Below are 13854 nucleotides of genomic sequence, written 5' to 3' on the forward strand. Positions count from 1 at the left end.
ATCGGCTGCAGGCCAAGCCACAGCAGCACGCCCCAGACCGCCACCGAAATGATGAAGGGCATCACGGTCAGCAACAGCATCCTGAAATGCAATTGCGACAACACGGCGCGCCCGAAGGCGATCAGTACCGGCCGCATCGTGCGAGCCTCCTTGCCGAATGATTCATGAATTCCATTTCCTTGTGCCATTTGAAACGAACGCGATGATAACGCGGTATCGCGTCTTACCGCCCGCCGCTTCAACATGCCGCTGTTACAATGCCCGTTCGAATCAATCAGACAACAAAGGAATAACCATGTCCACCATCATGACGGCCTCCGGCCTGCAATACGAAGACACCACTGTCGGCTCCGGCGACGAAGCCAAGGCCGGCCAGCACGTGACCGTGCATTACACCGGCTGGCTGCAGAACCCGGACGGCAGCGCCGGCCGCAAGTTCGACTCGAGCAAGGACCGTAACGATCCCTTTGATTTTCCTCTGGGCGCCGGTCATGTCATTAAGGGCTGGGACGAAGGCGTGCAAGGCATGAAAGTCGGCGGCGTGCGCAAGCTGATCATCCCGTCGTCGCTGGGCTACGGCGCGCGCGGTGCGGGCGGCGTGATTCCGCCGAACGCCACCCTGATTTTCGAAGTGGAACTGTTGGGCGTCTGAGTTTTATTTTTCCTGCGGGAATCCAGCCTTCCTGGAGCGGTGTTAGGATGAATGCCGGTGCAACTTTCCATGCGGCACCGGCATGTTCAACACCCCGGATGTCGATGCATCCGCTTCAGGCTTCATGTTCAAGAAACAACTCCTCCTTGCCGCCACCTGTGCGGTGATCCTGTCCTCGATTTCCGGTTGTGCAGTAGTGACGGTGGCGGGCGCCGCGGTGTCGGTTGCCAGCACGGCCGTAAGCGTCGGAGTGACCGCCGGCTCCCTGGCCGTCAAGGGTGTAACCACCGTGGGCGGCGCGGTGCTCGGCAGCAAAGACGACGAGGATTGATTATCAGTCCGATATCGAGCACCCCCTCTAGAGCATTTCTTTTTTGGCTGTTTTTTCCATGCTATGTTGAACGCCACGACATTAGCCCAGCATTTGAAAGGAGAAAACAATGAGCCTGCAAAGCCAATTCGACCAGGCAGTCGCTGATTCGAAGAACCTTCCGGAGCGTCCGGACAACATGACGCTGCTGAAGATGTACGCACTGTTCAAGCAAGGCAGCACGGGTGACGTCGACGGTCAGCGTCCGGGCTTTACCGACATGGTAGGCCGCGTGAAGTACGATGCGTGGGATGCGCTCAAAGGAACGTCCAAGGACGACGCAATGCAACAGTACATCGACCTGGTGAATGGATTGAAGGGCTGACCCGCCCGGTCAGGAAACAAAGGTGTTCAGGCAGTCGCGCTGAACACCTTTTTCATTTTGGCGGCGACCTTTTGCTCGATGGTTGAGGCGAATGCCTTGAAGAAGAAACCAAGGCTGATTTCGACGTGCGCATCCTTGTCGGACACGATCAATCTGCCCGAGACGCCGCTGCGCGCGAACTTCAGCACGTCGCCGTCCCATTCCGCATTCATTTCGTATTCCGCGGCCATCTGGTCGGCCACTTTTTGTGCGGCGTCCTTTGCCTTTGTGTGCGTCAGCGTATGCGACTGGATGATGCTGATATCAGCCATTCCTTATCCCTTGGGTAAAACCTGGGGGTTAAGGATATTCGGCGGCGTGCCGCCAGTCAACGCAGCGATGAGATTGCCAGCCGCGCAGTTGGCCATCGCCCGACGTGTCGGTTCCGATGCGCTGGCAATATGCGGCGTCAGAACAACGTTGGACAGCGTCAGGAATGCCGGATTGAAGTTCGGCTCGTTCTCGAACACATCCAGCCCCGCCGCTGCAAAGCGATTGGCACGCAAGGCATCAATGAGCGCGGCATCATCGACGATGCCGCCGCGGGCGATGTTCACCAGCGTCGCGGTCGGTTTCAGCATCGCGAGTTCGGCCGCGCCGATGATGTGATGGACCTGCGGTGAATACGGCAGCGCCAGGATCACGTGGTCGGCTGTCTTCAGCAATTCTTCCTTGCCCACGTATTGGGCGTTGTTGGCGCGCGCCTCCAGTTCCGGCGCTACGCGCGAACGGTTGTGGTAGACCACCTTCATGTCGAAGCCCATCGAGCGCCGCGCGATGGCCTGGCCGATGCGGCCCATGCCGATGATGCCCAGCGTCGCACCATGGACGTCGGCGCCGAGGAAAGTGTCGAAGCGCCACTTCTGCCATTTTCCCGCGCGCAGCCAGTGTTCCGATTCGGTCACCCGGCGCGCCGTTGCCAGTAGCAGCGCCCAGGCGAAATCGGCAGTGGTTTCATTGAGCACGTCGGGAGTATTGGTGACGACAATACCCGCTTTCGTCGCCGCATCGACATCAATGTTGTTGAAGCCGACCGCCATGTTGCAGACCGCCTTGAGGGACGGGTTGGCAGCCAGTACTTCGGCAGTGACGCGTTCGCTCGGGGTAGTGAAGATGCCATCCATGCCCTTCACCTTTTCCGCCAGTTCGGCTGGTGAGAGGATGCGGTCATCCTGGTTCGACTCGACCTCGAAATGCTGTTCGAGGCGCTCAATCACGTCGGGAAACACCGCCCGCGTCACTAGTATCTTGGGTTTGCTCATCGCAGCTCACCTGAAGAAGATGAAGGTCATCACGATAAACAGCGGAACGAGCACCGCACAGGACCAGGCCATGTAACCGAAGAAGGAAGGCATCTTGACGCCGCGTTCTTCCGCGATCGCTTTCACCATCAGGTTGGGTGCATTGCCGATGTAGCTGTTCGCGCCCATGAACACGGCGCCGCAGGAAATCGCGGCCAGCGTGCTCGCGAGGGTGGTCATCAGTACGGCCGGGTCGCCGCCGGCTGTATTGAAGAATACCAGATAGGTCGGCGCGTTATCGAGGAAGGACGAAAGCAGGCCGGACGCCCAGAAGTACATGGCATTGATCGGTTGCCCGCTGCCGTCGGTCACCGCGCGGATTACCGCGGAGAATGCTCCCGCCTCGCCCGCGCGCAGCATGGCGATGACCGGGATGATGGTAATGAAGATCCCGGCGAAAAGCTTCGCCACTTCCTGGATCGGTCCCCAGGAGAATTCGTTGCCCCGGCGCGCTTCCTGAGGCGTCATGTGCACGGAAATGTAGATCACGGCGACAAGGAGCACGTCACGCACGGCATTCTGCAGTTCGACTTCAACGCCGAATACATCGAAGGCGACGCCCGGCTTCCAGAAGCCGCTCATCAGCACCAGGCCGACGATGGCTGCCAGCAGGAAGAAATTGGCTTGCCCCTCGAAGCGGATCGCCGAATCGGGCGTCGGATCCATCGCAGCCTGGAATTCTTCTTCCTTGTTGTTGTAGTAGTGCCTGTCGATGAGATAGAAGATGACCAGCAGCGCCACGCACAGGAACAGCGTTTCCGGGAAGATGTTCTTCATCGTCCAGAAAAAGTCGACCCCCTTGATGAAGCCGAGGAACAGTGGCGGATCGCCAAGCGGCGTCAGCGAACCGCCGGCATTCGACACCAGGAAGATGAAGAAGACGACGATGTGAACCGCGTGCTTGCGGTTGTCATTGGCGCGGATGACCGGACGAATCATCAGCATGGATGCGCCGGTCGTTCCCATGACGCTGGCCAGTACGGTTCCCAGTGCCAGCATGCCGGTATTGAGCGCAGGTGTGCCGTGCAGGTTGCCGCGTACGCAAATGCCGCCCGCCACGACGAACAGCGCGGTGACGAGGATGATGAAGGGGATGAACTCCGCCACGAATGCATGCGCGGCGCCGCCGGCCGCTGCTCCCGCGCCGAAGAAGGCCGCGCATGGCAGCAGGAAGGCAAGTGCCCACGCGAACGACACCTTGCCGAAGTGGTGATGCCAGAAGATCGGCGTCAGCAGCGGACACAGCGCAATCGAGAGCAGCAGTCCCGCAAAGGGAACGGCCCACCATCCGGACATCAGGCTGCCGTCAATTTCGGCTGCATGGGAAATCGCAGGAAGGAGTGCAGGCACGATGCCGGCCAGTGCGGCAAGGATCCTCGTTCTCAATTGTGGTCTCCGATTTTTTGATTGGCGGCCATTTTAGCGTGGATCATTCGCTGCGCCTTGTTATCCGCGTACGTAAAACTACGTGCAGCCGCCCCGCGGAGGGCGGCGGAATCAGGACCCGCGCACCAGGATCACGTGCACGCGGTACGGTCCATGCGCGCCGAGGACGATGGTCTGCTCGATATCTCCTGTACGCGACGGCCCCGATATGAAGTTGATGGCACGCGGCATGTCCACGCCTTCGGCTCGTGCCAAGGCAAAGGCGTCTTCCATGTGCGCGACGATGCGCGATGCGGGCACGACGGCGATATGCGTTTCCGGCAGCAGGCTGGCGGATGACCAGGTATGCGGCCCCGACATCAGCATCAGGCTGCCGGTCTCGGCAACGGCGCCGTACACTCCGGTGATGCCGACGAGGTCTTCGTTGCGCGGACGGCGGAATTCCACTTCCAACCCGGCAGCTTGCCAGTTCAGGCTGTCCAGGGTTTGCCAGGCCACCGCATGGGGCGGCACCCCGGTTTCATCCAGGTAGCGGGCGACGGCGCCCGGTACATCGGCGATAGTGGACACGGCATCGACCGTGTCGGACATGCGCAGTGCCTGTGCGGTGAAATGGGCGACGAGGTCGTCGCCCACTGCCGGCTTCGGCCCCTGCGAATGTTGCGCGATGTAGTCGCGCACCGCGTCGCGCTCGGCCTGCGTCGGTTCGGCGGAACGGTTCTGCGCAGTGCGAATGCGGCTGAAGATGGCTTTGCGAGCGGCGGACGTATCCATATTGACCCCTTGATGACTGGCTTGGCAGTCTACCGGAATTGATTCCATTGATCGTCATGCGCGCGCTTGATTTAATTTCAAACGCCCGTCGCAAATTATTCATGCGCGCATTGCCAATTCGGCCACAAAGCCTGCAACAAGTCCCGTCGAAAACGAGCAGTCGCATTTGCTTATACATAAACTGTATAAGTTTGGTTTGTTAGAAACACCCGCTTGCCTTAAAATACAAGGCTTTGCAGCGGGTTGGCAGTCCCCGGTTGCGCTCCGAGCGCACCGCCATCCCGGCTTCAAATCAGACCAGTTTCAGAAAAATCCATAGATAGGACTGTTATGACTCACGTTGTGACCGAATCCTGCATCCGCTGCAAGTACACCGACTGCGTGGATGTATGCCCGGTAGATTGCTTCAGGGAAGGCCCGAATTTCCTCACGATCGATCCCGACGAGTGCATCGATTGCGCCGTCTGCGTCGCCGAATGCCCGGTCAACGCGATCTACGCCGAAGAAGATGTTCCTGCCGATCAGCAGCACTTCATCAAGATCAACGTCGACCTGGCCCGCAAGTGGCCCTCGATCACCAAGACCAAGGATCCGCTCCCCGATGCCGACGAGTGGAAAGACGTCAAGGAAAAGCTCAACGAACTCGCGAAGTAATACCCGCCGCCGGAATCCCCTCCGGCGGAAGCAGTATCGGAGGAGCAGCATCACGATGCACGCCTCCTCCGAATTCCCCTCCCTTCCTTGCTGTTTCCCTTTTGCAGACTGTTCCGACGGCATGTGTTGGCCACGAACAAACAGGATGCTGTTCACACCCGATACATAAACAGGCATTCGCTTATGCCGATCTTCAATAGCGGCATGCGAATGAACATACATGCAAGGATCTCCCCGGGCACATCGGTAAGAATTACAAACCAGCCCCACTTTCACACCCCTTTTCACCAGCCTCCATTCCCGTCTTCGCTGCATAGCAGCATCCGGCAGCACAGTCGCCGTTTCGGCACGCTTCATGCTTTATTTTCTGTGCAGACAGCTGGCAGGAAACGCAGGAAACAACAGTTTGCTTGTACTGAGTCTTTAGGTACTCCGGGTCGGACCGATATAGGAAGACAACGGCTGGCATCACTGCCAGGTGTAAAGCAGCAAGTTCAGGCGTGAATGCACGAATTTAAAGAAATGCAATGCAGGTCAGCAGGATGAACCGGCTTTCATTCCTTGAATAAACAAACTCGCAGAATGTGTTATGTTGTTATGGCAGTTGACGCAGATCAAACCTGTATGCCAGGCAAGTATTTCCAGATTCCGGGAAAAGTGTTGCGAACGAGCGATTTATTTTTTCACGGAAATTGAGAAAATTGCCGATGATGCATTGCAGCAAGAAAGGTTTATCTGCAGAATCTAGCGACACCGGTACCACTTGAAAGAGGCCAACATGCTCTACCAATTTCACGAGTTGAACCGCACCTTCCTGAACCCGCTCATCCAATGGGCGGAAGCTTCTGCCAAGCTGTTCACGAACCCGGTCTCGCCTCTAGCACATACGCCGTTCGCGCAACGTATCGCGGCCGGCTACGAATTGATGTACCGGCTCGGCAAGGATTATGAAAAACCCGAGTTCGGTATCAAAACCGTTCCCGTCGAAGGCAGGGCCGTCGGCGTGTTCGAAGAAGTCGCCGTGCAGAAACCGTTCTGCCGCCTGATCCACTTCAAGAAGGACATGAGCGACAAGAAGCTCGCCGACTTGAAGCAACCGACCGTCCTGCTGGTCGCCCCGCTGTCGGGCCACCATTCCACCCTGCTGCGCGACACCGTCCGTACGCTACTGTCCGAACATGACGTGTACATCACGGACTGGACTGACGCCCGCATGGTGCCGACGACCGAGGGCGCATTCCACCTGCACGATTACATCTATTACGTACAGGAATTCATCCGCAAACTCGGTCCCGACCTGCACGTCATCTCCGTTTGCCAGCCGACCGTCCCGGTCCTTGCCGCCATCTCGTTGATGGCCTCGGACAACGACCCGATGCTGCCCAAGACGATGACCATGATGGGCGGCCCGATCGATCCGCGCAAGTCGCCGACCGAAGTCAACGACCTCGCGATCAAGCGTCCGTTCTCCTGGTTCGAGAACAAGGTGATCTACAGCGTGCCGCCCAACTATCCGGGTTTCGGACGCAAGGTCTATCCTGGCTTCCTGCAGCACGCCGGCTTCATCGCCATGAACCCGGGCCGCCATGCGCAGAGCCACTGGGACTTCTACATGCACCTGCGTGCAGGCGACCAGGAATCCGCTGAAGAGCACCGCAAGTTCTACGACGAATACAACGCCGTCCTCGACATGCCGGCCGAGTATTACCTGGAAACCATCAAGACCGTGTTCCAGGAATTTCGCCTGCCGCTGGGCACGTGGGAAGTCGAAGGCAAGCTGGTGCGTCCGCAGGACATCAAGACTGTCGCCCTGTTCACCGTTGAAGGCGAACTGGACGACATTTCCGGCGCCGGCCAGACCGAAGCTGCCCATGATCTGTGCAAAGGCATCCCGAAGTCCAGGAAGCAGCACTTCACCGTTCCCAAGGCCGGCCACTACGGCATCTTCTCGGGCCGCCGCTGGCGCGAGATGGTGTGCCCGAAGATTGGCGAATTCATCCGCGCACATTCCTGATTCAACCGCCGGTGTAGGCGAAAGCCGTTCCCTCGACAGGGGGAACGGCTTTTTTGTTTGAAGAGGCAGGCATTTGCCGGGATAATTCTGTTTTTTCATGCAGATCCCCGCTGTGTCCCCGACTCCCGCTCCCACCCTGGCCGACCGTATCGAAGACCTCCTGCCGCAGACGCAATGCACGAAGTGTGGCTATCCCGCGTGCCGCCCGTACGCGGAAGCGGTCGCAGAAGGGACGGCCGGCTACAACCAGTGCCCGCCCGGCGGTGCGGAAGGCATCGCACGGCTCGCGGCTGTGCTGGGCAAGCCCGTTATCCCGCTCAATCCGGTTAATGGCGTGGAGCGCCCGCGCCCGGTCGCCGTGATCGACGAGGCGCTCTGCATCGGCTGCACCCTCTGCATCCAGGCCTGCCCGGTCGACGCCATCATCGGCGCTGCCAAGCAGATGCACACGATCATCAATGACCTGTGCACCGGCTGCGACCTGTGCGTGGCGCCCTGCCCGGTAGACTGTATCGCGATGGTGGAGGTGACGCCCGGCAGGACTGGTTGGGATGCATGGGCGCAAGAACGGGCCGAGGCGGCGCGCGAACGCCACCAGTTCCGTGTGTCGCGACTGCGCCGCGAAAAGGAAGAGAACGACGCGCGCCTGGCCGCCAAGGCCGCGGCCAAGCTGAAAGCTGTTGAATCGGAAGCCGCGTTGTCGCCGGAAGAAAAGGCAGCCGCAGAGCGCAAGAAGGCCATCATCCAGGCCGCCATGGAACGCGCGCGACTGAAGAAGGAAGAGATGGCCGCCCAGTCGGCTGCCTCGACCCGGCTCGACGACGTATCGCGTTCGGTCAAGAAGCAGATCGACGAAATCAATCAGAAGCTGGATCAGCAAAAAGACGCGCAATGAACGCCGAAAAACGCCTCGAGATCTTTCGCCGCTTCCACCAGGCCAATCCTCATCCCACCACGGAGCTGGAATACACGACGCCGTTCGAACTTCTGATCGCCGTCATCCTGTCGGCGCAGGCAACCGACGTGTCGGTCAACAAGGCCACGCGTAGGCTCTATCCCGTTGCCAATACGCCAGCCGCCCTCCATGCACTGGGCACCGAAGGGCTGGAAGAATACATCCGTACCATCGGCCTGTACCGCACCAAGGCGAAGAACGTCATCGAGACCTGCCGCATCCTGCTGGAACAGCACGGCGGCGAAGTACCGCGCTCAAGGGAAGCGCTGCAGGCATTGCCAGGCGTCGGACGCAAGACCGCCAATGTGGTGCTGAACACGGCATTCGGGGAACCGACGATCGCGGTGGACACGCATATCTTTCGCGTTTCAAACCGCACCGGCATCGCGCCGGGGAAGGATGTGGATGCGGTCGAGCAGAAACTGCTGAAGGTGGTCCCGCACGAATTTCGCCATGACGCGCACCACTGGCTGATCCTGCACGGCCGCTATACCTGCATCGCGCGCAAGCCGCAGTGCTGGAACTGCCTGATCAATGACCTGTGCGAATACAGGGAGAAGACGCCTCTGCCGGAGAAAGGCGTCTAGGCGCGCTTTTTACTCGATCCGGCAGGCGTCCTCGAATGCCAGTCGCGGGCCGCGCGGATGCAGCTTGCTGGTGTCGCCGTAGCCGATGCTGCACACGAAGTTTGCCTTCACCGGCGTTCCCTTGAAGAAGGCCTCATTCATCTTGTCCGCATTGAAACCGGACATCGGCGCACAGTCGAGGCCGAGCGCGCGCGCAGCCATGATGAAATAACCGCCCTGCAGGGACGAGTTGCGCATCGCCGTCGTTTCGATGTTCGGCTGGTTGCCGGCAAACCACGAACGCGCATCGGGATTGTGCGGAAAGAGTTGCGGCAGCTTTTCGTAGAACTCCATGTCCATGCCGATGATGGCCGTAACCGGTGCGGATTTCGTCTTTTCGATATTCCCGGCATTCATGCAGGCCAGCAGCTTTTCCTTTGCCTCCGGCGACTTGACGAACACAATGCGCACCGGTGAGCAATTCGCGGAGGTGGGCCCCCACTTCAGCAGGTCGTAGAGCTGTTTCAGCTGCTCGTCGGTAACGGGCTTGTCGCGCCAGCCGTTATGGGTGCGGGCTTCGGTGAACAGGGTCTGGAGTGCGGTGTCGTTCAGCATGGGTTTCCATTCTTCGTAGGGATGGGAAATATCCGGCACTTGTGGTGTGGACGAGCGGTGCATATGTTAATCGAATCCGCATCGCCGGGCGGTAGAATACGCGTTTCCCCGCCTTTCCGCCCGATACCATGTTCAATCCCTCACAGCACGACGTGCGCCGCTTCTTCTGCGAGACTTTCCGCAAGGTACAGGCCAATGAGATCCTCACGCCGCTGGAGGCGATCGCGCGCGACTGGATCGTGCAGCATGAGGAGTATCGGGATGCGTTGAAGGACGTCGATGCGGCGCTCGCCGCCGACTACGCGGTCGAGCGCGGGCAGAGCAATCCCTTCCTTCACCTGTCGATGCACCTGTCGATTGCGGAACAGATATCCATCGACCAGCCGCCCGGCATCCGCGGTGCGTTTCTCGCGCTGGCGCAACGGCTCGGCTCCGAGCACGATGCGCACCACGAGATGATGGAATGCCTGGGCGAGATGATCTGGAACTCGCAGCGCAGCGGCCTGCCGCCTGACGGCGTCCAGTACGTGGAGTGCGTCAAGCGGCGCTGACGGCCTTACGCGACCTTGACTTCGATCCTGCGGGGCTGGACGTGTTCGGCCTTTGGAATGCGCAGGCGCAGCACGCCGTTCTTGAACTCAGCCGTTGTCTTCTCGCTGTCGAGTTCCTTGGACAGCGTGAACACGCGGCGATAGCGCGGCAGGCGCACTTCGGCGTGGCCGGATTCCATGCCCTCCGGCGTGGTCAGGCTGACTGTTCCTTCGATCGTCAGGCTGTCCGCATCGAGCTGCAGGTTGAGGCTGTCCTTCGTCACGCCGGGCAGGTCTGCCAGCAGCGTGATGCCGGATGCATCCTCGATCACGTCGACCGGCGGCAGCAGGGCCGGCTCGGGACGGGCGGTGTCGTTAGTCTGTTTCGTCACATTGGTGTTCTGGGTCATGATCTTTCCTCCTCTTACTGAATAGAGATGCGGCGCGGTTGCGGAGCCTGGCGACGCTTGATGGTGACGTGCAGCACGCCGTCGCGATACTGGGCGCTCACGCCGCTCGGATTGACGTCATCCTCGGGCAGGCTCACGACACGGCGGAAACGGCCGGCGAAGCGCTCATTAATATGCACGGACACCTTTTGGTCCTGTGCGGGAAGATCCGGGGTGCGTTCGCCGGAGATGGTCAGCACGCCACGCTCCAGGTTGACCTCGATGCTGGACGGGTCCAGGCCGGGCGCGAAGGCATACAGCTCCAGCGATTGCGGGGTGGTGCCGACATTCACGGCGGGAAAGCCGCCACGGCCGACGCCGCGGATGCTCGGGCCGCTTTCAAAGACATCCTGCATCTCGCGCTGCAGGCGGTCGAGTTCTGCGAAGACGTCGCGGGGAAACAGCGCTCTGTACATCATGTTGTCCTCCTTCATCGGTGGTTGAACGGCCGCCCGGCACAGGCCGGAGGCGCGGTTACATCCCCAAAATAGGAGCGCGAAAGAGAATTTCAATACCTTGAATTGACAAGCCGGCGCCTCCATCTACGTGGCGAATACCGAGGCATATTCCGCTTGGAATGCGCCACGCAGGCTAAGGAGGATCGGCTTGGAATTCAAGGACTACTACCAGACCCTGGGCGTCGACAAGGACGCGACCGCGGACGACATCAAGAAGACGTTCCGCCGGCTCGCGCGCAAGTATCATCCGGACGTGTCGAAGGAGCCGGATGCCGAGGCGCGCATGAAGGAACTCAACGAGGCCTTCGCCGTGCTGTCCGACCCGGAAAAACGCGCCGCCTATGACCAGCTTGGCCATCGCTACCAGGCCGGGCAGGATTTTCATCCGCCGCCGGACTGGGACGCCGGATTCGAGTTTTCCGGCCGGGGATTTTCCGGAACCGAGTCGGCAGATTTCAGCGATTTCTTTTCGGAGCTGTTTGGGGCACGGATGGGACGTGCGCACGCCGGCGGTGGACATTTCCACGCACGCGGCGAAGACCACCACGCGAAGATCATGCTCGATCTCGAGGACGCCTACGCGGGCGCCGTGCGGACGCTCACACTGCGCGTGCCGCGCGTGGATGCGCAGGGGCGCACCGTCCTGGCCGAACATGCGCTCGAGGTGCGCATTCCCAAGGGGGTGCGCGAAGGCCAGTTGATCCGGCTGTCCGGCCAGGGCAGTGCCGGGCTCGGTGGAGGTCCGCCAGGCGATCTCTACCTGGAAGTACACTTCAAGCCGCATGCCCGCTATCGCGTCGAGGGACGGGATGTTTACGCCACGCTGCCGGTTGCCCCCTGGGAGGCGGCGCTGGGCGGCGGCGTGAAGGCATCGTTGCCGGACGGCGCAGTCGAGGTATGCATTCCAGCGGGATCGCAATCCGGCCGCAAGCTGCGGCTCAAGGGGCGCGGGATACCCGGCACGCCGCCCGGCGACCTCTACCTCGTGACCGAAGTCGTGCTGCCGCCTGCCGATTCACCGAAGGCGCGCGCACTGTATGAACAAATGGCGCGTGAGCTCGCATTTGATCCGCGCCAGGGAGGATGATCGATGTCGCAGCAACATATCGCCATCCTGCTGGATGAAGCTCGCCTGACGTTGGATGAGCTCGCCGCCAGTTGCACGGTAAGCCGGGAATGGATCATCGAACACGTGCACGCGGGCGTGCTGCTGGCCGATTACGAGCCAGACCCCGCCGGCTGGATGTTCAGCGGACGCGACGTCCTGCGCGCGCGCCGCATGAGCGGGCTGGAACGCGACTTCGACGCCAACCCGGAACTTGCCGGGCTGGTGGCGGACCTGCTCGACGAACTGGAACGCCTGCGCGCCCGGGTGCGGCGCGCAGGCTTGTCACTGGATTGAGCAAAGGGAGCAAACGCCATCATGTCGACTCATGTCATCTGCCCGCACTGCGACGCCGTCAACCGCGTCCCTTCGGACCGTCTCGACGACGCGCCGGACTGCGGCAAGTGTCACCGAGCCCTGTTTACCGGGCATCCGGTGCCATTGTCCGCCGCAGCGTTTGATCGCCACCTCGAACGCAGCGACGTGCCGCTGCTCGTGGACTTCTGGGCACCGTGGTGCGGTCCCTGCCGGATGATGGCCCCTGCCTTCGAACAGGCCGCCGCGCAGCTTGAACCGTACGTGCGCCTGGCAAAGGTGAACACCGAGGAAGCGCAGGCGCTCGCTGCCCGCTACGCGATACGCAGCATCCCTACCCTCGCGCTCTTCCATCGGGGCAGGGAAATCGGGCGGCAAGCCGGCGCAATGGGGGCCGAAGATATCGTACGTTGGACGCGAGCGCAGCTCCGCTGAAAACAAAAAAGCCACGGAATCCGTGGCTTTTTGCATGGAGCGGGGAACGCGGTTACTTGCGCAGCACCAGGGTGCCCGGCAGGCTGTGCAGGTAGGCAGCAATATCCTTGATGTCCTGCGTGGACAGTGGCTTGACCTGTGCGCCCATGATCGCGTTGCCGCGGCCGTTGGCCCCATCTCCGCCGCGCTTGTACGCAGTCAGTGCGGCTGCCAGATAGTCCTCGTGCTGGCCGGCCAGCTTTGGATAGCTCGGGTCGATCGGCGTGTTGTAGTCCTTGCCGTGGCAGGAGAAGCAGTTGTACTTTTCGGTGGCTGCCTTGCCGGCGTCGATGTTGCCGCCCGCGAAGGCATTGAACGAGACCAGCACGGCCGCGGCTGCGAGAATTTTCTTCATTGCGTATCCCCTCTTATTTCTGCTGTGCGTAGTAGGCCGCGACGTCGGCGATGTCCTGGTCAGACAGGCCCTGGGCGATGCCGCGCATGCTGGGGTGCTTGCGTTCGCCCTTCTTGTACGCGTTCAGCGCATTCTCGATGTACTTGGCAGACTGGCCGCCGAGCTTGGGCACCTGGTACACCTCGGGAAAGGTCGCCTTGTAGCCGGGGATGCCGTGGCAGCCGATACACATCGCCACCTTGTTTTCAGCTGTCTTGGCGTTGCCTTCCGCTGCGGAAGCGAAACCGGCGACACCCGCGAGCGCGACAAACGCAATTAGTTTTTTCATGATAGCTCGGGAGATAGAGGACGAAATTTCAAAACACATCCGCAAAGAATTCTGCACAGCGTTGAATCCTTTGCGGATATGTTCCCTGCCGCCGGATTTAACCATGAACCTTGTAGGTGTTTCTCCGACGAACCAAAACCGTCTCATTCTACATTAAGACCAAAAAGCAGTCCACGCGGCGAAATCCGG

At 60.5% G+C, this 13854-nt stretch carries 20 protein-coding genes and 1 pseudogene; 11 read left to right on the top strand and 10 right to left on the bottom strand.

What is annotated here, in order from left to right; genetic code table 11:
* A pseudogene (locus tag AYR66_RS30645) lies at window positions 1-137 on the bottom strand (EI24 domain-containing protein); the annotation flags it as partial.
* A 158-nt stretch (window positions 138-295) separates the two neighbouring features.
* On the opposite strand from AYR66_RS30645, the gene AYR66_RS04685 reads away from it, so the two are divergent.
* From AYR66_RS04685 to AYR66_RS04695, 3 genes are all read left to right on the top strand, one after another.
* The gene (locus AYR66_RS04685) at window positions 296-652 is read left to right on the top strand and encodes an FKBP-type peptidyl-prolyl cis-trans isomerase (RefSeq protein ID WP_088706556.1); all 357 of its coding nucleotides are present in this window, start codon (window positions 296-298) and stop codon (window positions 650-652) included.
* Between the two features lie 82 nt (window positions 653-734).
* Window positions 735-983: a hypothetical protein gene (locus AYR66_RS04690; protein ID WP_234814763.1), complete on the top strand. Its 249-nt coding sequence runs from the start codon at window positions 735-737 to the stop codon at window positions 981-983.
* Between the two features lie 109 nt (window positions 984-1092).
* Window positions 1093-1347, top strand: coding sequence for an acyl-CoA-binding protein (locus AYR66_RS04695; protein ID WP_088706557.1), 255 nt, complete (start codon window positions 1093-1095; stop codon window positions 1345-1347).
* Window positions 1348-1373: 26 nt separating this feature from the next.
* Here AYR66_RS04695 and AYR66_RS04700 read toward each other — a convergent pair whose 3' ends face one another.
* The 4 genes from AYR66_RS04700 to AYR66_RS04715 form a co-directional block, all read right to left on the bottom strand.
* Complete coding sequence (locus tag AYR66_RS04700; RefSeq protein ID WP_088706558.1) at window positions 1374-1658, bottom strand: polyhydroxyalkanoic acid system family protein; 285 nt, start codon at window positions 1656-1658, stop codon at window positions 1374-1376.
* A 3-nt stretch (window positions 1659-1661) separates the two neighbouring features.
* The gene (locus tag AYR66_RS04705) at window positions 1662-2648 is read right to left on the bottom strand and encodes a 2-hydroxyacid dehydrogenase (RefSeq protein ID WP_088706559.1); all 987 of its coding nucleotides are present in this window, start codon (window positions 2646-2648) and stop codon (window positions 1662-1664) included.
* Between the two features lie 6 nt (window positions 2649-2654).
* The gene (locus tag AYR66_RS04710) at window positions 2655-4073 is read right to left on the bottom strand and encodes a sodium:proton antiporter (protein ID WP_420093085.1); all 1419 of its coding nucleotides are present in this window, start codon (window positions 4071-4073) and stop codon (window positions 2655-2657) included.
* Between the two features lie 111 nt (window positions 4074-4184).
* The gene (locus tag AYR66_RS04715) at window positions 4185-4847 is read right to left on the bottom strand and encodes a LutC/YkgG family protein (RefSeq protein WP_088706560.1); all 663 of its coding nucleotides are present in this window, start codon (window positions 4845-4847) and stop codon (window positions 4185-4187) included.
* A 330-nt stretch (window positions 4848-5177) separates the two neighbouring features.
* Here AYR66_RS04715 and fdxA point away from each other — a divergent pair, with 330 nt between their 5' ends.
* From fdxA to nth, 4 genes are all read left to right on the top strand, one after another.
* A complete protein-coding gene (fdxA, locus tag AYR66_RS04720) occupies window positions 5178-5501 on the top strand; it encodes a ferredoxin FdxA (protein ID WP_088706561.1) in 324 nt (107 codons plus the stop codon).
* Window positions 5502-6279: 778 nt separating this feature from the next.
* Window positions 6280-7515: a polyhydroxyalkanoate depolymerase gene (locus tag AYR66_RS04725; RefSeq protein WP_088706562.1), complete on the top strand. Its 1236-nt coding sequence runs from the start codon at window positions 6280-6282 to the stop codon at window positions 7513-7515.
* Window positions 7516-7612: 97 nt separating this feature from the next.
* Entirely contained in the window at window positions 7613-8410 is a 798-nt protein-coding gene (rsxB, locus tag AYR66_RS04730) for an electron transport complex subunit RsxB (protein WP_170942062.1), read from the top strand.
* Entirely contained in the window at window positions 8407-9057 is a 651-nt protein-coding gene (gene nth / locus AYR66_RS04735; protein WP_088706563.1) for an endonuclease III, read from the top strand. Before rsxB ends, nth begins: the two co-directional genes overlap by 4 nt.
* A gap of 9 nt (window positions 9058-9066) precedes the next feature.
* Here nth and AYR66_RS04740 read toward each other — a convergent pair whose 3' ends face one another.
* On the bottom strand, window positions 9067-9651 hold the full coding sequence (locus AYR66_RS04740) for a malonic semialdehyde reductase (RefSeq protein WP_088706564.1): 585 nt from the start codon (window positions 9649-9651) through the stop codon (window positions 9067-9069).
* A gap of 128 nt (window positions 9652-9779) precedes the next feature.
* On the opposite strand from AYR66_RS04740, the gene AYR66_RS04745 reads away from it, so the two are divergent.
* Window positions 9780-10202 carry a DUF1841 family protein gene (locus AYR66_RS04745; RefSeq protein ID WP_088706565.1) on the top strand — a complete coding sequence of 141 codons (423 nt, stop codon included), beginning with the start codon at window positions 9780-9782 and terminating at the stop codon, window positions 10200-10202.
* A gap of 5 nt (window positions 10203-10207) precedes the next feature.
* On the opposite strand, the gene AYR66_RS04750 is transcribed toward AYR66_RS04745, so the two are convergent.
* Window positions 10208-10591, bottom strand: coding sequence for an Hsp20/alpha crystallin family protein (locus AYR66_RS04750; RefSeq protein ID WP_088706566.1), 384 nt, complete (start codon window positions 10589-10591; stop codon window positions 10208-10210).
* 14 nt (window positions 10592-10605) lie between these two features.
* Window positions 10606-11046 carry an Hsp20/alpha crystallin family protein gene (locus tag AYR66_RS04755; RefSeq protein WP_088709605.1) on the bottom strand — a complete coding sequence of 147 codons (441 nt, stop codon included), beginning with the start codon at window positions 11044-11046 and terminating at the stop codon, window positions 10606-10608.
* A gap of 190 nt (window positions 11047-11236) precedes the next feature.
* Between AYR66_RS04755 and AYR66_RS04760 the strand changes: the two genes are divergently transcribed.
* The 3 genes from AYR66_RS04760 to trxC are packed head-to-tail and all read left to right on the top strand — an operon-like array spanning window position 11237 to window position 12943.
* Window positions 11237-12175 carry a DnaJ C-terminal domain-containing protein gene (locus tag AYR66_RS04760; RefSeq protein WP_088706567.1) on the top strand — a complete coding sequence of 313 codons (939 nt, stop codon included), beginning with the start codon at window positions 11237-11239 and terminating at the stop codon, window positions 12173-12175.
* Between the two features lie 3 nt (window positions 12176-12178).
* Window positions 12179-12490: a chaperone modulator CbpM gene (locus AYR66_RS04765; protein ID WP_088706568.1), complete on the top strand. Its 312-nt coding sequence runs from the start codon at window positions 12179-12181 to the stop codon at window positions 12488-12490.
* A gap of 21 nt (window positions 12491-12511) precedes the next feature.
* Window positions 12512-12943 (top strand): thioredoxin TrxC, encoded by a 432-nt coding sequence (gene trxC, locus AYR66_RS04770; RefSeq protein WP_088706569.1) that lies wholly within the window; start codon window positions 12512-12514, stop codon window positions 12941-12943.
* Window positions 12944-12995: 52 nt separating this feature from the next.
* Here trxC and AYR66_RS04775 read toward each other — a convergent pair whose 3' ends face one another.
* Both AYR66_RS04775 and AYR66_RS04780 read right to left on the bottom strand, forming a co-directional pair.
* The gene (locus tag AYR66_RS04775) at window positions 12996-13337 is read right to left on the bottom strand and encodes a c-type cytochrome (RefSeq protein ID WP_088706570.1); all 342 of its coding nucleotides are present in this window, start codon (window positions 13335-13337) and stop codon (window positions 12996-12998) included.
* 13 nt (window positions 13338-13350) lie between these two features.
* On the bottom strand, window positions 13351-13665 hold the full coding sequence (locus AYR66_RS04780; RefSeq protein ID WP_088706571.1) for a c-type cytochrome: 315 nt from the start codon (window positions 13663-13665) through the stop codon (window positions 13351-13353).
* Window positions 13666-13854: the final 189 nt, after the last annotated feature.

This window comes from Noviherbaspirillum denitrificans (assembly GCF_002211445.1).
Taxonomy (GTDB): Bacteria; Pseudomonadota; Gammaproteobacteria; order Burkholderiales; family Burkholderiaceae_D; genus Noviherbaspirillum; species Noviherbaspirillum denitrificans.